18 protein-coding genes are annotated in these 18429 nt (G+C 61.7%); 7 read left to right on the top strand and 11 right to left on the bottom strand.

Features of this window, described 5'->3' with window-relative positions; translation table 11 throughout:
- Positions 1–109: 109 nt before the first annotated feature.
- Both AC1C2M_RS11285 and AC1C2M_RS11290 read left to right on the top strand, forming a co-directional pair.
- A complete protein-coding gene (locus AC1C2M_RS11285) occupies positions 110–955 on the top strand; it encodes an alpha/beta fold hydrolase (protein ID WP_495436446.1) in 846 nt (281 codons plus the stop codon).
- 101 nt (positions 956–1056) lie between these two features.
- Positions 1057–1617, top strand: coding sequence for a dihydrofolate reductase family protein (locus AC1C2M_RS11290; RefSeq protein ID WP_495436448.1), 561 nt, complete (start codon positions 1057–1059; stop codon positions 1615–1617).
- 12 nt (positions 1618–1629) lie between these two features.
- Here the strand turns inward: AC1C2M_RS11290 and AC1C2M_RS11295 are convergent, their stop codons facing one another.
- The 6 genes from AC1C2M_RS11295 to AC1C2M_RS11320 form a co-directional block, all read right to left on the bottom strand.
- Positions 1630–1956: a transcriptional regulator gene (locus AC1C2M_RS11295; RefSeq protein ID WP_483405846.1), complete on the bottom strand. Its 327-nt coding sequence runs from the start codon at positions 1954–1956 to the stop codon at positions 1630–1632.
- The gene (locus AC1C2M_RS11300) at positions 1953–2456 is read right to left on the bottom strand and encodes a hypothetical protein (RefSeq protein ID WP_495436449.1); all 504 of its coding nucleotides are present in this window, start codon (positions 2454–2456) and stop codon (positions 1953–1955) included. Before AC1C2M_RS11300 ends, AC1C2M_RS11295 begins: the two co-directional genes overlap by 4 nt.
- A gap of 195 nt (positions 2457–2651) precedes the next feature.
- The gene (locus AC1C2M_RS11305) at positions 2652–3062 is read right to left on the bottom strand and encodes a hypothetical protein (RefSeq protein WP_495436451.1); all 411 of its coding nucleotides are present in this window, start codon (positions 3060–3062) and stop codon (positions 2652–2654) included.
- A 101-nt stretch (positions 3063–3163) separates the two neighbouring features.
- The gene (locus tag AC1C2M_RS11310; protein WP_495436453.1) at positions 3164–3925 is read right to left on the bottom strand and encodes an SDR family oxidoreductase; all 762 of its coding nucleotides are present in this window, start codon (positions 3923–3925) and stop codon (positions 3164–3166) included.
- A 418-nt stretch (positions 3926–4343) separates the two neighbouring features.
- Entirely contained in the window at positions 4344–5150 is an 807-nt protein-coding gene (locus AC1C2M_RS11315; protein ID WP_495436454.1) for an alpha/beta fold hydrolase, read from the bottom strand.
- Positions 5151–5245: 95 nt separating this feature from the next.
- Positions 5246–5740: a WapI family immunity protein gene (locus tag AC1C2M_RS11320; protein WP_495436455.1), complete on the bottom strand. Its 495-nt coding sequence runs from the start codon at positions 5738–5740 to the stop codon at positions 5246–5248.
- 368 nt (positions 5741–6108) lie between these two features.
- Here AC1C2M_RS11320 and gad point away from each other — a divergent pair, with 368 nt between their 5' ends.
- The 3 genes from gad (at position 6109) to AC1C2M_RS11335 (ending at position 9971) form a co-directional block, all read left to right on the top strand.
- The gene (gene gad / locus AC1C2M_RS11325; protein WP_483405853.1) at positions 6109–7485 is read left to right on the top strand and encodes a glutamate decarboxylase; all 1377 of its coding nucleotides are present in this window, start codon (positions 6109–6111) and stop codon (positions 7483–7485) included.
- Positions 7486–7494: 9 nt separating this feature from the next.
- On the top strand, positions 7495–9030 hold the full coding sequence (gene gadC / locus AC1C2M_RS11330) for a glutamate/gamma-aminobutyrate antiporter GadC (RefSeq protein WP_483405854.1): 1536 nt from the start codon (positions 7495–7497) through the stop codon (positions 9028–9030).
- 434 nt (positions 9031–9464) lie between these two features.
- Complete coding sequence (locus AC1C2M_RS11335) at positions 9465–9971, top strand: GNAT family N-acetyltransferase (protein ID WP_495433047.1); 507 nt, start codon at positions 9465–9467, stop codon at positions 9969–9971.
- Between the two features lie 354 nt (positions 9972–10325).
- On the opposite strand, the gene AC1C2M_RS11340 is transcribed toward AC1C2M_RS11335, so the two are convergent.
- On the bottom strand, positions 10326–10814 hold the full coding sequence (locus tag AC1C2M_RS11340) for a GNAT family N-acetyltransferase (protein ID WP_483405856.1): 489 nt from the start codon (positions 10812–10814) through the stop codon (positions 10326–10328).
- Between the two features lie 238 nt (positions 10815–11052).
- Between AC1C2M_RS11340 and AC1C2M_RS11345 the strand changes: the two genes are divergently transcribed.
- Complete coding sequence (locus AC1C2M_RS11345) at positions 11053–11487, top strand: hypothetical protein (RefSeq protein WP_495436456.1); 435 nt, start codon at positions 11053–11055, stop codon at positions 11485–11487.
- Between the two features lie 1368 nt (positions 11488–12855).
- Here the strand turns inward: AC1C2M_RS11345 and zapE are convergent.
- From zapE to AC1C2M_RS11365, 4 genes are all read right to left on the bottom strand, one after another.
- The gene (zapE, locus tag AC1C2M_RS11350; RefSeq protein WP_495433050.1) at positions 12856–13893 is read right to left on the bottom strand and encodes a cell division protein ZapE; all 1038 of its coding nucleotides are present in this window, start codon (positions 13891–13893) and stop codon (positions 12856–12858) included.
- A gap of 101 nt (positions 13894–13994) precedes the next feature.
- Positions 13995–14381, bottom strand: a complete 387-nt coding sequence (locus tag AC1C2M_RS11355) for a tautomerase family protein (RefSeq protein WP_483405860.1) — start codon at positions 14379–14381, stop codon at positions 13995–13997.
- 295 nt (positions 14382–14676) lie between these two features.
- Positions 14677–15240: a GNAT family N-acetyltransferase gene (locus AC1C2M_RS11360; RefSeq protein WP_495436457.1), complete on the bottom strand. Its 564-nt coding sequence runs from the start codon at positions 15238–15240 to the stop codon at positions 14677–14679.
- Positions 15241–15751: 511 nt separating this feature from the next.
- Positions 15752–16324: a hypothetical protein gene (locus AC1C2M_RS11365; protein WP_495436459.1), complete on the bottom strand. Its 573-nt coding sequence runs from the start codon at positions 16322–16324 to the stop codon at positions 15752–15754.
- Positions 16325–16850: 526 nt separating this feature from the next.
- On the opposite strand from AC1C2M_RS11365, the gene AC1C2M_RS11370 reads away from it, so the two are divergent.
- Positions 16851–18140, top strand: coding sequence for a GAF domain-containing protein (locus AC1C2M_RS11370; RefSeq protein WP_495436460.1), 1290 nt, complete (start codon positions 16851–16853; stop codon positions 18138–18140).
- Positions 18141–18429: the final 289 nt, after the last annotated feature.

Here is an 18429-nt window from a genome sequence, read left to right on the forward strand (position 1 = left end):
AACGATGAACGCCGGTGCGCCCAGTGGTGCGCACCGGCGTTCTTTCGCGCTCGGGGTACGAGCGGAACACCCCCTGCATCCGGTGGACGAATTCGGCGAAGATGATGGCATGACCGATCGCAGCACCGCGAAGCGCATCAGCACGTACTCCAGGGACGGCCTCACCTTCGACGTGGCCGACAGTGGCCCGCTGGACGGGTCGACCGTCGTGCTGTTGCACGGGTTCCCAGCCAACCGGCACTCGTTCGACGGCGTCGTGCCGATCCTGAACGCGGCTGGGCTCCGGACGCTGGCCCCGGATCAGCGCGGATATTCCGATGGAGCTCGTCCGCGGCGGCGACGGGACTATCGCGCCGTGGAGCTCCAGCGCGATGCGCTCGCGTTGCTGGACGCCGCTGGAGTCGAGCGCGTCCATCTCGTTGGGCACGACTGGGGTGGTGCGATCGCCTGGCAACTGGGAGCGGCGGCGCCGGAGCGGCTCACCGGCCTCACTGTTCTGTCAACACCGCATCCGGCCGCGCTGGTTCGTTCGCTTGTGACATCCGCCCAGTTGTTACGGTCCTTCTACATTCTCGTATTCCAACTGCCCGTTTTGCCCGAGGCTCTGCTGCGCGGACGCCTTGCCGCGCTGCTGCGACGGATGGGGCTGAACCCCTCTGCCGCGGATGAATATGGAAGGTTCATGTCGAAGCGGGGGCGGCTCACCGGAGGGCTCAACTGGTACCGGGGAATGTGGCTACCGGACCGGGACGCACCCCGCGCCCGGGCAGTGACGGTGCCGACCACGTATGTCTGGGGTAACGGCGATCAGGCCCTTGGACGTCGCGCTGCCGAACTCAGCGGGTCGTTCGTGCGGGTCAGGTACCGGTTTCTGGAGGTGGAGGAGAACCACTGGCTGCCCGAGAACGCGCCGGGGGTCGTTGCCCGCCAGATCATCGCCGACGTGTTGCCGTGATCTGATGCGCCCGGGTCGACCTTCGTCGACAACCCCAGCGCGCCACTAGCCTCGGTTGTCGTTCGTTCTTACGATGGATCCGTTGCCGAGGAGGTCTTCTGATGCGCACTGTGACGTATTCGATGGGGGTGTCGCTCGACGGCTATGTCGTGGACCCGGACGGCGACCTCGACTGGGGCGCTCCCGATGACGAAGTTTTCAGCTTCGTCATCGACGAGATCCGCGGGGTGGACGTTCATCTCCTGGGCCGACGGCTCTACGAGACGATGGTGTACTGGGAGACCGCCGATCAGGACTCCTCGCTCGACGCCGCAAGCCTCACGTGGGCGGCACTGTGGAAGACCCTGCCCAAGGTGGTCTTCTCCACCACCTTGACGGAGGTGCAGGGCAATACCCGGCTGGCGTCTGGCGGGCTGGCCGAGGAGATCGAGCGGCTGCGCGCCGAGGGCGATGGCGAGATTGCGATCGGCGGCCCGACTCTCGCCGCGGCCGCAGCCGAGCTGGGCCTGATCGATGAATATCGCGTCAGGATCTCTCCGGTGTTGCTGGGCGGCGGCATCCCGTTCTTCCCGCACGAGGAGAGGCGCGCGGATCTCGAACTCGTCGAGACGCGGACGTTCTCATCGGGAGTTATCTACGCCCGGTATCGCGTGACGCGATAACCGCGGAGGAGGTCAGTCATCGACGGCGGGTGTACTGTCTGCGATCTGGGCAAGTGCGGCGAGGTGGCCTTCGAGAGCGCCGCGTCCGTTGGCGGTCAGTGACACCCAGGTCAGCCGCCGCGAGTCGGTTCTCTCGGGTGAGCTCTCCTTGCGCACCGAGATGAGTCCCGCTTCGCTGAGCACCTTGAGGTTTTTCGACAGGTTGGCATCGTTCAGTTCGAGTGTGTCGCGGATCACGGCAAACTCCAGCTCGGTGGTGCGCCGCATCAACGCGCAGATGCGCAAACGTACCGGCGAATGGATCACGTCGTTGAAGGCTGGGGGAGTAGGTGCCGTCATGCGTCTCTACTGTCCCTGCCAGCAATCTCGCTGCGGAGCGCATCGTCGTAACGGCGGCCGAGCACGACAGTGGCAACGAAGGCAAGCGCGGCCGGCACCAATACCCACCCTTGGGCGAGCCCGCCAAGCTTGATCATCAACCCGCCGATCATCGCCAGCACGAGAACGCTGAACGTGACGATGAGGAGGCGTTTGCTGCGCGGGCCCGCGGGTTGGCTGAGCGAGACGCCGTAGCGCCGGGTGTATGTCGTGGTGAGCACAGGGAGTGCGACAATTCCGAGCACGACGACGGCGCTCGCCGCTGCTGGCGGAAGCGCCTGCGAGGCGACAAACAGGGCCACGATGCCTCCCAGCACCACGTGGTACCACCACGGAGTCACAACCTGTTGCGCGAGCCGCGAACCATCTGCCTCGAGTGCGGAGAGAACATCGCGCGCTTGTGACGGGGAGGGGGTGGGGACTCGTCCAGCTGAGTCACCGCCCGTGAAGTGATTTTCCATGTGGGCAACTCTATAGGTTACTTGCGAACTTGGAAAGGTACTTGTACTTTTCCGCGCTATCCCGTCACAAGGGGCGTGCCATGACGACGCTGTCGTAGGTCTTCCCTGGCCAATGGATGGTGTCGACCGGCGTGAACCCCCACGAACCATAGAGCCGAACGGGGAGTTCTGCTGAGACAGCGGTACCGACGAGAATCACTCGAGGGTGAGCGTGCGGGTCTCGTCCGAATCCTCGTAGCTGACATCGATTGTGACTGTGGTGCGTGTTACCTCGTCTGGCAGTTCGAACTCATGAGTTGTCGGCGCGATATCAGCGGTGCAGACTTCGTTCGGCGACGGCGCAAACGTTACGGCGATCTGATCCGTGCCCTCAGCGGTAAGGGCGGATGCGGCGGGCGGACACGTTGAACTGCCCCAGGTAACGATGGCAAACGTTTCGCCGCGTTCGAGCCAGGTCGCGGCGATTGTGGTGTCCGTTGGGTCGACGTCGAATCCGTCCGGAACTCCCGGTCGCACGTCCTGTGCGACATCGTTCCCTCCGCAACCGGTCAACAAGCACACGGCGAGTAGGGCTCCCAGGCTGGAGCCAGCGCGCGTATTGATCACAAGTTCATTATCGACGGGGCGGCGGGACCGTCCACTGATCGTTACGTCATCGAAGCCGGGCCTGGCGAGCGTGGGCAGCGCCGCCGGTGGGCGTCGGAACTCTAGCGTCCTCCCGCCACGTCCAGAATGCTCCCCGTGGTGTAGCTGGCATCGTCACTGAGCAGCCAAACGATCGCCGCTGCGACTTCCACCGGATCGCCGGGTCGCTGCATCGGGATGGTGTGAGCCAGGTCCTTTGCCCGATCAGGACGACCGTTTCGACCGTGCAACTCCGTGTCGATGACTCCAGGTCGAACGACGTTCACGCGGATGCCTTCAGCGGCAACTTCACGCGCCAGGCCGACGCCGAGAGTGTCGATCGCGCCCTTTGATGCGGCGTAATCCACGTACTCGCCTGGCGCCCCGAGCCGACTCGCCGCTGAAGAGACCAGAACGATGCCTCCACCCGCGCCCCCGCGGAGTGTGGACATCCGTCGCACCGCATGTCCACAAGCAAGCAGAGGCCCCGCCACGTTGACCGCGAGTATTTCTGCGACGCGTGAAGCGGTGAGCTCATCCACTCTCGACTGAGTGGCGGCGATTCCGGCGTTAGCGACGAACGCCGTAACGGTGCCGAGCTTGTCTGCGGCCTCGAAGATCGCCGCTATGTCATTTTCGTCCGCCATGTCTGCGCGGATGGAGGATGCGAGCCCGCCTGCGGTTCGAATCGTCTCGACAACTTTGCCCGCTGCTTGCTCATCACTCTGATAAGTGACGAGCACTGACCAGCCGGCGCGTGCCGCGGCGATCGCGGTGGCGGATCCGATTCCACGGCTCCCGCCAGTAATGACTGCGACGCCGCGTGACCCTGGTTCTGTGTGCATCCCGCAAGTATGCACCGAAGCCGAAGGTCACCCGCCCAGAAACGCTTGCGTCTCCACCAGCGGACAGCAGCTCACCGCCCAGCGCGAGGAGTCGACTGTGCGAAGTAGCAGCGTCAGAGCTTTCCGTAGAAGCGTCCCTGGTCGATGTCTCGTTGAGCGTCGCGGAGCGCCTGAGCGATTTCGGGATCGCTTCCCTGTAGGTCTCTCACCTTGCGATCAATCGAAGCACGACGTGACACTGCGCCCGTCGCTAGTCCGACTATCGCAAGGCCCACGATTGCGACCCACAACATGACGTCCCCAATTTCAGTCACACCGGTTCAACCAAAGTTCCTGAGCAGTACAGCTAGCGCAGCCTAACGGTGCACGTCGTCCGGCGACAAGCATTCATGGGGTTCGCCCAGACTAGGTCTGAATCTCAGAGCGCAATTCCTTCTTCAACTGTTCGCGCCAGCTCGTGCGGGGCGGTCACATGCGCGATGTGATCGTGCCCCTTCAAGATCACGACAGACTGGAGTCCCAGAGCCTCTTGATAGAAGTCAACGCCAGGCCCATAAGGGTGGCGATGTCTGCTGGTTTCGCCCGCAATCAGCGTTGTCGGCACCGTCCAGCCGGCGAGAGATGTGAATTCATGTCTCGTGATCGCGTCTAACTCGGCCCAGGCTGGCGCGGCAAGTTCTCTCAGCCGCGGCCATGCAGGGCCGGACCGCAACGACGCGACGTGCTCTCGGCTGTAGCCGGAGAGATCGACATTGATGATCTCAACGGCGGCATCAAAATCACCAGCGGTAATGGCCGAAGACAGGAGTGAGAGAACGTCGGCGCCAAAGGGGCGAACCACTGGCTCATACAGCACGAGGGAGCGAACATCGGCGCCTCGCCGCACCGCTTCGACCGCGATGAGGCCGCCGAAGCTGTGGCCGATCACGTCGACCGGGCCGTCAAGTGTTGAGAGCCACAGAAGCAAGTCCTCGACCTCCCTCTCGACGCCATAGTCCGGGGCAAGTGGGGCGCTGGGTGTGCGTCCGCGCCGGTTGACTATCAGGGCAGGGCGCCCGGGTGCGATCCGTTCAACGACCGGCATCCATGCAGCAGCGTCTGCCATAACGCCGTGGACGAGAACAATCGGGATGCCGTTTCCTCGTCGAGCAACTGCGGTAAGAACTCCGTGGCCAGAGTCGACAGTCACTTCGGTGAGTTCGTGGAGTGTGTCGGTCTCATTCATCGGTTCTCCTCGTTGGCGTCGTCGGCGAAATTGGCGCTGCGTTTGTTGATGGGCCAACAGCCACAAGGCACGTACTGAGCCGGGCGCCTGGACTCTCATCGCCGCGGCAAGAATGCATACTCTTCCCTCCAGGTCGCAGCCGCCCTGGCAGCGTCTGTAAGAAGGATCTTCATTTCGACCCACGACGTGAGCTCTGCGCTGTAGTCGGCTGCCGGTCTGCGTTGATCCGGAGGCAATGCCTCCAGTGCGAAATGAATTCGAACGACGACCGTGTCCTCGCCGTAGCTTTGGACGCTGAAGGCGAGGTTCGGCTCTGTGAAAGCAAGGGACGGGTCAATGCCGCCGTCCTTGCGTAAAGCGGTGGGCGTTTCAAGCCGATTCGCCACCCGCTCAAACCACTCGGCGATCTCTGTTGCTTCATCGACAACCAAGGAGGGATGCCGAAAGAACCACTTCTGTTCATCGGCGGTAACCTCACCGGCGATGACAAGCCAGTTGTCATCCCAAGCATCTCCCGTCGCCGATGCGAACTCGTAATCCACCGGACGAAGCACGACACGCGGTACGCCAGAAAGGTCCTTGAGTTCCATTTCACGATCATCCCATTGCGCTCGGGACCAGGCGCACGACCCTGTAGCCGCAACGGTCGAGCTGTAACCAGTCCTTGTTCGGCGAAAGGATTGTCCGGACTCGGGCAGGGCCCGATCGCGGACGAACTCGTGACCCGATCAGCACGGTGAGCACTTCGCGCCCCACAGGGCTTTAGTCAAGGAGTAGAACCCGCGGCTGGGGGAGGCCGGCTACTCGCTCGTGAGCTAATTGCCGACGAGAGGGGGGCGAATGGCACTGTTTGGGTTTCCTATGGCAAGAAAGGATTTCTCCATCGGATTCGATGCGCACAACCGCATGTCAGCGATCCATCTGGACCGCTGCAACACAAGGAAATGGAGCCGGACCAATGAGCACATCCCAGGCTGACGACAATCTGATCCCTCAATTCGCCCGACCGGGCGAAGCCACAATTGCCGCCCGACACGTTATCCCGCAGCAGGAATCTCTGCCCGGAACAGCGAAACAAATCGTCGACGACGAAACAATGCTCGACGGAAACTCCCGATTGAATCTCGCCACATTCGTCAGCACCTGGATGGATGACGACGCCAAGCAGGTCTACGAAGCATCCTTCGATAAGAACATGATCGACAAGGACGAGTACCCGCAGACGGCGGCGATCGAGGATAACTGCTGGCACATGATCGCCAACCTGTGGAACGCGCCTGACGCGTCCCAGAGTATTGGCACCTCCACCATCGGATCGTCAGAGGCATGCATGCTCGGGGGTCTCGCCTTCAAACGACGCTGGCAGCAGGCACGGCGCGCAGCGGGTAAAGACACCGCGAAGCCGAATCTCGTCATGTCCTCCGCGGTACAGGTCTGTTGGGAGAAGTTCTGCAACTACTTCGACGTCGAACCCCGATTTGTGCCCATCACCGAGGAGCACAAGACACTCGACGGGCATGACCTTGAAAAATACATCGACGAGAACACCATCGGAGTCGTCGCCATCATGGGTGTCACCTACACCGGTATGTACGAGCCGGTCGCCGAGATCGCCAAGGCGCTCGACGACATTCAGGCCAAAACCGGGCTCGACGTCCCGATCCACGTCGACGGCGCTTCCGGAGCCATGATCGCACCGTTCCTTCAGCCGGACCTCCTCTGGGACTTCCGACTCGAGCGGGTGCACTCGATCAGCACGTCAGGCCACAAATACGGACTGGTCTTCCCAGGTCTGGGCTGGGTGGTGTGGCGCGAGTCAAAGTGGCTCCCAGAGGACCTCATCTTCCAGGTGAGCTATTTGGGTGGCAAGATGCCAACGTTTGCGCTCAACTTCTCGCGCCCCGGCGCCCAGGTTCTCCTGCAGTACTACATGTTCCTCCGGCTCGGGTTCGAAGGATACCGCGCCGTTCAGCAGGCATCGCAAAACGTCGCGAAGTTCCTTTCGGCGGGTATCGCGAAACTGGACGCTTTCGAACTGTGGAATGACGGCAGCGACATCCCGGTCTTCGCGTGGCGATTGAAAGAGGGACATACCTCGAACTGGAATCTCTACCACCTTCAGGACAGGCTGCGCATGAAGGGCTGGCTGGTTCCCGCTTATCCCATGCCAGACGATCTGACCGACCTCGTCGTGCAGCGCATCGTGGTGCGCAACGGGCTCAGCATGGATCTGGCCGAAGAGTTGCTTGAAGGCATCGAAACCGAGACCGCTTACCTCGACGCACTCGAGTCGCCGATGCCCGTTGAGGGCCCGCGTCCCGCGTTCCACCACTAGGAGCCGAACATGTCAACCAACGCGTCTGCACAAACGCCGGATGCCGCGGCCCACGCCGCATCCAACCATCCACTCACCTCACGGAAGGCCGTGACGACCTTCCTCGGCGTCGGCCAGCTCGCAATGCTCACGGTCGTTGTGGTGGCGAGCCTGCGCTCGCTGCCCGCGATGGCGGTCTACGGGCTCGGCAGCGTCACGCTCTACATCATCCCGGCGATCTTCTTCCTCATCCCGACCGCACTGGTGGCAGCGGAGCTCGCGACAGGATGGAAGGGCGGCGTCTTCGTCTGGGTGCGAGAGGCTTTCGGAGATCGGTGGGGGTTCACCGCCGTCTGGCTGCAATGGATCCAGAACGTGGTGTGGTACCCAACACAGATCGCGTTTATCGCGGCGGCCCTCGCATTCGTCTTCTTCGACCCGACGCTGTCCAGCTCAGGTTTGTACACCGCGATCGTGATCCTCGTGCTGTATTGGGGTTCAACACTGATCACCCTGCGCGGTGGAAACCTGTTCGCCAAACTGGGTTCGTGGGGAGGAATCCTCGGCACGCTGCTCCCGGCCGCACTGCTCATCGTGTTCGGGTTCATCTGGTTGGGAACCGGGGAGAAAAGCGAGGTCCCGCTTGACGCGTCGGCGATCATCCCGCCGTTCACCGGTATCGCGTCCATCGTGCTGATCGTGTCGAACATCCTCGCCTACGCCGGCATGGAGGTCAATGCGGTGCACGTGAACCAGATGAAGGACCCCGGGAAGGGATACCCCAAATCGATCCTGCTGGCATCCATCCTGATCCTGCTGGTATTCATCCTTCCGACGCTCGCAATCTCGATCGCGGTACCGGAGAAGGAACTGGGCCTCACCAATGGCATCATGCTGGCCTTCCAGGAGTACTTCGATCACTGGGGAGTGAGCTGGGCGACGGCCATCGTGTCGGCGCTCATCGCTGCCGGTGCGCTGGCGTCGGTGATCACCTGGATCGCCGGCCCGTCGAAGGGCCTCCTCATCGCTGCCCAGTCCGGTCTTCTGCCTCCGGCGCTGCAGAAGCGGAACAAGGCTGGCGTCCAGTCGGGCATCCTGATGCTCCAAGGCACCATCGTCACGATCCTCGCGGCGATCTTCGTTGTCGTACCCAACGTGAGTTCGGCATTCGTCGCGCTCGTAGACATGGCAGCGGCGCTGTACCTGATCATGTACATGCTGATGTTCGCCGCGGCGATCGTCCTTCGGCGTAAACGACCGAACGTCAAGCGCACCTACCGGGTACCGGCGATGAACCTCATCGCCGGGGTGGGATTCGTCGGGTGCCTCCTGGCATTCATCCTGGCGTTCATCCCCCCGTCAGGATTCAACGCTTTCCCTGCTGCGTCGTATCCATGGATCGTCGGGCTGGTCATCGTACTCCTCGGTGCACCCCCACTCGTCTTCTATGCTCTTCGGAAGCCGAAGTGGGATCAGCGGACCGAGGCAGAGAAGGCCGCGAGTGGAGCGCACGAGGAGGATGACAACGATGCTCCCGCGCCACAGGCGGGAGCCACCACCACCTGACGTCATCGAGACCGCTCGAGGAAGGCCCTCGGCGTGCAGAGCTCTCTGCACGCCGAGGGCCTTCTGTGGCTCACAGCGCCGGACTGGGCGCATCTCGCATTGTCAGACCTTCGCATCCTCGTAGCTGTTCTCCTCGGATTATTGCTGAGTCAGCGCAAACGTCACGCCGCTCGTCGCCCCTAGAACGAGTTGCCCATCATTTCGGTACACACAGTGACGACTCCATGACGTGCTCGCCCGAACCTTTCTCGTGCTGCGCCCTTTCAAACCTCATGGGTTTCGAGGCAGTTAGGTTACGAGACACAGGGACTTCGTGACGGTTCCCTCGAAGTGGCGGTTCAGCACAGCTGTCTATAACGGGGCGGCGGGTCCCGGAAGCGGAACCTCGAACGGCGTTCGGTGAGGTCGCCTCGAGCATGTGAAACGATTGAGGGATGACCGGCAGCAGCTCGATGGATCAGTCCCTCGCACACACGCTCCGCATCGGTCCTGAGCAGCACGGCCATGATGCAGCGCTCGCGGCCGCGGGTATCTGGGCCCGCGCTATAGCACGCCGTGATCAACTCCCCGTCACTCCTTCCGCTGATGACAAACTGCCCGGCGTTGAGGGCGCACTGTCACAGGAAGGAGCACAGCTCCTTGTCGCCCGCAACGAGGAGGCGCCGATCGCGTTCGCAATCCTCATCCCACGCGTCGGGGTAGTGGAACTCATTTATCTGGCCGTGGATCCTCAAGCTTGGGGGCAGGGTGTCGCCGGACAGCTGCTCGACTTCATCCGGCGGCGAAGCGAGACAGCCGGGACACCACTCGAACTCTGGGTTATCGCTGACAACGATCGGGCCATCAGCTCCTACGAGCGGGCGGGGTGGACCAGAACGGCGAACGTGGAGGTGCGCAATTCCTCGGGACGACCCGAGCGGCGATACACACTGGGTCACTAGCCGGACTGAGACATTTCCCCCGCGCGGCGGATGCACTTCTCGATCCATAAGCTTTCCCGAATACTCAGTCCTTCCGGAGGTTAGAGCCGGGTTTGCTCATTACGGTCTGGAGTTCCGTCCGTGACCGCGTTGGTCGGCATCCGCAATAGACGGACCTCCACCCAGACTCGCCAGAACCGGTGTCTCAAAAGTGTGGGTCCAACGCCGTTGTCTTTAGCGGCACGGCGACGCTGCGGGTCCCTTAGACAGAACCCTCAGTGCGAAACCCGTCCGACCTTTGCGCTCAAGGTGCCACGAGCGTTACCGCGCCGGCGCCTGTTTGACGCTCAATCATCGGGCACTATTGGCTGAAATCTAACGAAGCTCCATGCAGAGGAGCCGGGGCCTGTCTTCCCAGGACTCGACCGGGATAAAGCCGCGGGTGCGGTAGAGCCTCACTGCATCGTCTCGCCAATCCCAGACGGTTAGCCGGAGAGGACGAGTTTGCTGGTTGAGAACGGCATCGATCAAGGCTGAGCCAACCCTCAGGCCGCGCGCGCTTGGATCGACCCAAACGCGCTTGATCTCGGATGTTGTCATGTTCTGCTGGAGGACGACGACTCCCACCAGCGAACCCAACTCCGCGACGTAGACGACGGCGTTCTCGTACGCGCGCGCAGGATCGTCGACTTCGGCTCGGTACCGATCGGGAAGGCCTGCACCAACGTGGGCTTCGCCCAAATACAAGACTTTCTCGATTTCGGTCTGCCTCAAGTACGCCTCAACGAGGCGACTCACCGCGTCGTTGTCAGGCCCGGTGAGGTCGGCCGGACGGATGTTGATCGAATCCAGTTCGGTTTGCACCGCTTCATTCTCCTATTGAGAACCCGAGATGCCCGGATACCCCGCCCGCTGAAGATGCTCGCAGGGGTGTCATCTCTGCAAGACAGTCAGGTGTTCCGCGAACCTCCTAGGCGGGATCTTCGGTGGGACGCAAGTCGCTGCGAGGGATCACATCGGCGGCTTCGCCCAGAGGCCCGGTATGTTGACTCAGGGAGGCGAAAGCCCGCTCCAATGCGGACTCTCAGAAAGATGACCCAACGTGCCCTGGAATCCTTCGTTGCCCGAGAATCGCATGTATCCGTCGCATCTTGCGGTGTTCGACAACACTGTCGGGCGTCTTTGGCGCGACGGAACACCGGTGGGCTATGTGTCGTTCTCGTTGGAGCAGGCTGTTACGCAGACGGGTGGAGCGCTTTGGTGGCGTAGGTACTCCGATCCGTACGACATTGTCTGGTACTTGGAATGGCTTTACCCCGACACTCCCGAAGAGCGGGTAGATGAGGGGCCGCTCAGCGCACCGACCGCAGAGGATGCGCACCCAGAGAAATGGCCGGTGAGTCCCTGGCGTTTGAACACCGATCCTCGCGCATCAGAAGAGTCCTTCGATAAAGCGCCTGTCATTTTGAGGGTCGAGTTTCTCACCGGCGATGAACGCGACATGGCATGGGAGCGTTACGGGCAGGGCGACGAGTGAAGGCTCAGACAGCCGTCATCCCAGAACGCATCATTTCACGACGCCCTGACGCCGGACCGATAGCTGCAGCCTTCGGCTGCGGGGCGTAGCGAGGAGCGTCAAACTCCAAGCGCAAGCGAACTCGCGTCTCTGCCGCTGGGAGGAAGCCGCCGAGAACCATGCACAATGGGCCCCGCAGGACGGACACCTCCAACGGGTACTCGCGCGGAGGCTGGATGTTCCGCCACTCCCCAGTTGTGACGGTACCCGTTTGGCTGTCCCGACATTCAGCCCGATGACGGGGTCACGCGCACGAGCTCGAGCTCGTCGTCTCCTGTCTCGGAACCCTAGTGTTTGACCCGTGGTCTCATATCCATGGCGGAGCTTCCGAGCGACGTGACCTGGCTTGGGAACGTCGAATCCGGCGGCGGCCCGAGCCGAGCAGAAAGCCAAGGCGGCGTCGATGCGGGGGAGAAGTGTGACGCTGCTCGATGCCTCATCGGCACGCACCCACACCTGCACCGAGGCCCAACGATGAAGGATGGTGCCCGGTTCCGGCTCCTGACGCGTGATGATGAAGATGCTCGGCCACGCCAAAGCACCGATCGGGAGGCCGTCGAGGTCGGGGTTCGCCAGCGTGACGCCGGCTTCGGTCGCCAAAGCCCGACCGATACTGAAAATCGTGCCGACCACGTCGGGGACGACAACGCGATCCGCAGATCGGTCCGAGTCAACTCCCATCGGCTTCTCTCGCTTGACAGTGCACCAGGTGATCATCGCGCCAACGCATCTACGCCGCAAGGAGTGTCGCGCAACGCGAACGTTCGAAGGATCGAAGCCGGGAGGCAGATTAGTAGTAGCGGAGCTCAACCGTGTGCGCCAACGACAAATTCATGCCCACAATTATGACGATGAAGAGAGCCACGAATCCCAACACGATGCTGGAGACGCGCACTCTAGGGGTATGACTCTTGCTCGCGAAAAAGAGCACCAGCACGCACGCGATCAGCCCGACACCGGTTGCGGCAAGGCCGCTTCCCACGACCTCTACTACCGGGCATTGCAGCGGATACGACTCCATACAGGCACCGCCGCCGAGGGGCGGTGCCACCAGAACGAAAGCAACGAACGCGGCTGCTATTCCGACACCGACAAATCCTGGCCAGAAGCGGCGGGGGCTAGCGAGTATCGCCACACCCGATAGTCCCAGCACTCAGTCCGCCGCGCAAGAACCGGGGACCTGCCACATGTCGCACATGCATAGAGGATCCGAGACGTCTCGCTCTGTTTTCTGCATGTCTCGATGCCTGGCACACGTCTCGTATCCCATGGGTTTCGAGACAGTCAGGAACCCTGATCGAGAGGCATTCTGAACAGAATGCCTCTCGATCACAAATCGTCGGAGTCGCGGAGGAGTTGCAGCCGGCTCGCCATGCGGAAAGCGTCAGGGCGACGCGACGCGATGCTGAGAAACGAGCTGAGGCTGTGGGAGGAGACAAATGTGGCGCACACGTCAGCATCCACGAGAATATCGATCAGGTTGATAAATCTCTGTTGCGCCTCTGGATCGGCATCTTCGAAGTTTGGGACGTCGTTGACGACCCATCGAGGGAATGATCGCGCCCATGCGAGATACTCGATCGTGGATGTGGGCGATCCACAGAGCTGGGCGAACGTCGCTCGCAGTTCGCCGGGCCGTGCCGCTAATACCGGAAATTGGCGGCCTCGCACAGCAACGCTCGTTGCCTCCTCCGGACGCGGTTCAGGCGTCGGCGATTCGCGCGCCCAAACGCCGGCCGCGAACCCGGTGGAGTGATCCTCGCGAGTGGTTCGATAGTCGGTGGCACCGCCGAGTTTGTAGACCTCCATGTTGTTCTTGATGAGGTCGATACCCGGTTCGAAGATGTGGTGCCAAATGGGGTTGGGGAGCAGATCGTCGGGGGCATAGTTCGATGTCGCAAGAACTGTGAGCTTGCGGCGGAACACGTGCTCAAGTAGCCGTGTAAGTAGACGGGCATCGCCTGAGTCGTGGACATGCAGCTCGTCAAAGAAAAGCAGTTGATTATTGCCGGTCAGATCGTCGATGGCGCGCTCTACGGCGTCGCGCTCCGAGCGGTGGTCCTCGATGCTCCGATGAAGATCATCGAAGAACCTGTGGAAGTGAACCCGGGTCTTGCGAACAGTCGGGAGGGCGACGAAGAATGCGTCGGCCAGCCAAGACTTACCGCGGCCGGCTGGTCCATGGATGTAGAGGCTCTGCGTCGTTGACCGGCGCAAGTTTCGGCGTTCAATATCGGCGCTGAGGACTGCGAGCCGGTCGACGAGAAGCAATTGTGCAGGGTCGAGAGCGATGCCAGCGCGGATTGCTGCGGCATCCAGCGCAGCGGACAGTCGTTGCCCTTCTTTCACGATCCCAACACTGGCCACAGGTCGAACTCTAGGGGATAAGGAGTGGCGGAAGCGTCCTATCGACTACCCCCCCCAGACCGGACGTTCAACGGACTCGTCTCCGCGTTCGCCCTGCGTGCTCAGACTTCCACGGAGTAGTTGAGCTGCAATTCGTCAGCGGGCACTCCCCGGATTCCCCAGTTCGCACGAGGCGTCTCGGTGATGGTGATCTCAAGGTCGTTGGGGGTGACGCCGACCGCCGCAATATTTTTGATGAGTTCGCGGAGGAAGTCCTTCTTTGTGTCCGTCGAGCGACCCTCGAACATGCTCACCTCGACGATGGTGTAGTCGATCGAACGATCTGTAGGCGTTATGAATTGTTCGGGGTCCAGAGTGATGAAGCGGTGGAATCGCTTCTCGACCGGCAGTTGGAGCGCCGATACCGCCGCTGTGTGGATCGCGTCGGACAGCGAAGAGATGCGAGGGGCAAGCGCCGCTTTATGTCCGTAGACAATGATTTGAGCCATGCTCTAGTTTCGTAGCCCACGCGATACGCGTCGCCCGGGCCTGAATCTGAATCTCGAAAGACGGACGTTCAACGGACTCTTCCCAACAGTTCACTGACACGACGAAGGTTCCAGGCCGCAAGTGGCGCAAGCCCCGCCCATGTGAGATTTCCCGCTCAGGAATCTCCTAAGTGACAACATCGCCGACCGATGATCAATACCATCGCGATACGAGCTACCTCGGATGGCTCGAGAAGCGATCCCTATGTCTCGTATCCCATGGGTCTCAAGACACTCAGGATGCGAGACGCTTGGTTTACGGGTGCATGTCACGCCATTCGTGGTCCAGGAGCGCGTACTGGTAGCCGTCGACCCAGCCCAGCTCGGCATGCCAGGAGTCTTGGACCCCGTGCTGCTCCCGTCGCATGCCGACCTTTTCGAGCACGCGGGCTGAAGCGACGTTGTCGGCATTGCAGCTCGCCATGACGCGCCGTAGTTCGAGCGAGTCGAATGCTGCGGACAGAAGACCACGGGCCAGGTCGGTCCCGAGCCCCCTCCCGGCGAGGTCGAGTTCGAGCATGTAACCCATGACGCCCTGCGTGCGTTCAGGCATCCCGGGCTGGCCCATGCCGTCGATAACGTCGAGGAAGCCCAGACCAGCGATCTCTCCATCGAGCTGGGCAACGCAGGAATAGTCCGTTTCGCTGTCCGGGATCGCCATCCACTCTCGACACCACGCCTCGGGGTCGACGTGGGTGCGCAGCATGAAGTGATTCACGGAAGGGTTGTTCCGCAGTGCGACCAACTGTGGCAGATCGTCGGGTCGCATGTCTCGGAGGAGCAGGGCCCCGCTGCGCGCAGGCCATGGAGAGGTGGGCACTCTTTTATCTTGTCAGAGGAGTGCGGCCGAGGCGCCCGGAAACGACCTCGCCACGAAAGTCGCGCGCATCTCCGCAGTTAGGCGGGGGGTCGGCGTGCTGCTTCGCCGATAGTCCGGGGCAGGAGGGGAATCATCGTCCGTCACGAGATCAGTCAACCATCGCTGCTGCTGCCGTGTATCAGCGGCTGTTCAGGCGGTTTGAATGCCTCGAAACCCATGGGTTTTGAGACAGTCAGGTTATGAGACAGTTCGTTCTTGGCTGTCACCTATAGCTCGCTGGGGTCACGGCTGGCCAGCCGGGCGAGCCTCGTGCTCTGCGGGGCCCGCACCTCGACGTAGATAACGAAGTCGCTTGCCGCGGCGATATCGTCAGCCCAGTCCACGGCATGTGTACGGATGCGACATTAGCGAGCTGCCACTCTTCCGATGCGCCGCTCATCTCGAAGAAATCGCACGGTAGGTGGACTTGGGAGCGTGGTCCCTCTGCACCAGCCAAATCGATAGCGGTTCCTCAGCGAAGCAAATGGGCGAGGACCTGATCGACGATCGTGAGTTGAGTTTCCGCTGTCTCGCGCCACGGCTTCGACTTCAGTTCGAGGCTGTGATTGGCTGCTTCGACGTTAACAAGGCGGGCGGATGTGGTGCCGATTAGGTCAGGGCGCCAAGAGGGGTCGGCCGTACCTCCGATAGCGAGGTGCCGTCCGGGATTTACTCGAGCCAAAGCATCGGCGACGACAGGATCGGTGAGGATCGGTGTAAGCCATACGGCGCGTACATCCTGCTGCGCGAAGTGGGGAAGCGCAAAGGTTCCTAACGACTTTGCGACCACCAATTCGGGTGGTGCGGGTAGTGCCTCCTCCGCGTTGGCCAACGCTGATTCGACAAAGCCCTGCATGTTTTGGCGCGCCGCCTCGTCGATGTCCGCGTGCCAGTCGACGCTCCACACATCCCAGCCGGCTTCAGCGAGAGCCAATATTGGCCAGTAGAGCAAAGGGGCTTGCGCGGTGTATCCGGCGCCCGGGAGTATCAAGGCGACGCGAGTGTCACCGTTGCTGTTGCTGCTTTCACGCCGGATGTTGACCATGGTTCGAGGCTAGTGGTCCCCACCAAACCAGGAGTTCATTTCAACTCGCCCACAGCCGGTCCACCAGCGGCTCTCCGACCCGTCAGAGCTTCCGCAGCTCGTCGCCGCCAAGGGGTCCGCTTTGCTCGCCCAGGAAAGTCCCGCCGGGGTGCCTTCCTGTTTTATATCCCTAGTGATATGAGCCGTCTCACCCGTCGCCTCTCGCGATCAGTACCGATCGCACCGTCTCGTATCCCATGGCTTTTGAGACACGAAGGTTACGAGACACTTCAGGATCGCCGGTTCCCGAGCGACCGGCGTGTTCTGCCCCCGCTGGTACGTGTTGATTCATGGAAGCCCGAAGATGGTTGACCGGCTGAGCCGGGATGTGAGCCTCTATCATTTCAACGGCAACACCTCTACCCTCAAGCGGCACACCGCTACCCACAGCAATAGGCAAGCAGGGGGATTAAACCACCCTCACCGGGAGTTATTTGTGGGTTCGGGTCTAGTTAGGTAGAAGCACGAGGCTCAGCAGGGGGGCAAATTGACGGACGGCATACTTCCAGCGTCGAAGGTCACGTTCAAAAATCTTCAAATGGCGGAGCGCGAGCTCCAAGGCCAGATCGCGCAGGAAAGGAGTGAGCAGCGCAAGCTACGCACCCTGTCGGAGATCGGGCTGGCAGCCGCGGGCGATCGGACGATTGACCAGGTTCTCCAGCGACTTGTTGACTCTTCGGTGGATCTTTTTGGTGCGCGTTACGCTGTTCTCGGTCTGATCCAGCCCGACGGACAAATCGAGCGTCTGGTGCAGAGCGGACTACCCTCCGATGCGGGTTCGCCCCGCGAGCAGCAGCCGCATCCGAATCAACTGCTCAGGGCTGTGATGGAAAGCGGCGGGCCCGTCCGGGTTGGTCACCGAGCTGAAGCCCCGAAGGCTTCCGGATCTAACGCGCGTCCCTCGGGGATGCAGAGCGATCTCGGGGTGCCCATCAGGTTGCGCGGTGAGGAATGGGCAGCTCTTTATGTCGCCCGCAGCCCTGGCGACCCATTCAGCCCTTTTGACGAGGATCTCGCCTCGCAGTTCGCTGCCCTCGCTGGAGCGGCGATTGATAACGCACGACGCTTCGAGGAAGCCGAGCGTCGACAGCGGCTGGGCGCGGTGACATCCGGAATGCGTATTCATTTCTTAGCGTTCGACGAGGATGAGGCCCTCAGGACGGCGATATCGGGACTCCCATCAGTGTTCCCCGCTGCGATAGTCGCTGTCGCTGCGCCCGTGCCGAGTGAGAAACGAATGAGAATCGAAGCTGCCTTGGGTAGACATGCTCAAGCGGTTGAGGGCGAGTGGGAGCTCAGCTCGATTGCAGCCCAGGCAGCACACGAGAAAACGGTCGTTGCATCCGATAAACCCCGCACCGTACTACGGCCGGAAGGGCCGTGGGACATTGTTGGACCGCACATCGCGGCGCCTCTGGCCCTGCCTGGCGGAGCACACTACGCGCTCTGCGCCGCGCGTGAACCGGGCGAGGCGGGCTTTACTCGTTCAGAAAGAGCGACCCTCGCGGACTTCGCCTTCGAAGCAGGGGAAGCGATCACAACAGCAACAGCCGCAGTTGTCCGACACCGCCGAGACATCACAGAAGACCACGACCGAATTGCCCGCGACCTGCATGACAACGTCATACAGCAGCTCTACGCCACCGGGCTCGGGCTACAAATGCTTGCCGCCGAAAACCCGCAGCACGCACCAACAATAGACCGCCACACGACTGAAATAGACACTGCCATTTCCCGCATCAGAGATGTATTTGCTGCAAAGGGCCACGCCGAGTGAGGTCCGACGGGTATGAAGTCCCGCCGCCGGCTCGAAGCGCGCGAGCCACACGCGCCAGCGGGCAGCCAGCCTGTTCTGGGGGCTGAAGGATGAGGGCCAAGTCAAAAGGGTCCAACGTGCTGGATGAGATTGAGTTATTGCGCCCCGAAGCGAAGGCATTGCACCTACTTCGCACAGCTGAGCGCTTGGAGGAGACCGCCAGAACGCTTCACACCACGCGGTGAATACGCCACTCAAGTTGCCGAAGCGCTTTGTTTTTGCTCCGAGAAGGAGAAGAGGACCGCCGTCA

The organism is Mycetocola sp. Y444, from assembly GCF_059445295.1.

Coding starts and splice junctions, on each gene's coding strand:
- AC1C2M_RS11310 (WP_495436453.1), bottom strand. CDS start 3,925: ATGCACACAGAACCAGGGTCACGCGGCGTCGCAGTCATTACTGGCGGG.
- AC1C2M_RS11365 (WP_495436459.1), bottom strand. CDS start 16,324: ATGGTCAACATCCGGCGTGAAAGCAGCAACAGCAACGGTGACACTCGC.
- gadC (WP_483405854.1), top strand. CDS start 7,495: ATGTCAACCAACGCGTCTGCACAAACGCCGGATGCCGCGGCCCACGCC.
- AC1C2M_RS11290 (WP_495436448.1), top strand. CDS start 1,057: ATGCGCACTGTGACGTATTCGATGGGGGTGTCGCTCGACGGCTATGTC.
- AC1C2M_RS11315 (WP_495436454.1), bottom strand. CDS start 5,150: ATGAATGAGACCGACACACTCCACGAACTCACCGAAGTGACTGTCGAC.
- AC1C2M_RS11335 (WP_495433047.1), top strand. CDS start 9,465: ATGACCGGCAGCAGCTCGATGGATCAGTCCCTCGCACACACGCTCCGC.
- gad (WP_483405853.1), top strand. CDS start 6,109: ATGAGCACATCCCAGGCTGACGACAATCTGATCCCTCAATTCGCCCGA.
- AC1C2M_RS11295 (WP_483405846.1), bottom strand. CDS start 1,956: ATGACGGCACCTACTCCCCCAGCCTTCAACGACGTGATCCATTCGCCG.
- AC1C2M_RS11355 (WP_483405860.1), bottom strand. CDS start 14,381: ATGGCTCAAATCATTGTCTACGGACATAAAGCGGCGCTTGCCCCTCGC.
- AC1C2M_RS11320 (WP_495436455.1), bottom strand. CDS start 5,740: ATGGAACTCAAGGACCTTTCTGGCGTACCGCGTGTCGTGCTTCGTCCG.
- AC1C2M_RS11300 (WP_495436449.1), bottom strand. CDS start 2,456: ATGGAAAATCACTTCACGGGCGGTGACTCAGCTGGACGAGTCCCCACC.
- AC1C2M_RS11285 (WP_495436446.1), top strand. CDS start 110: ATGACCGATCGCAGCACCGCGAAGCGCATCAGCACGTACTCCAGGGAC.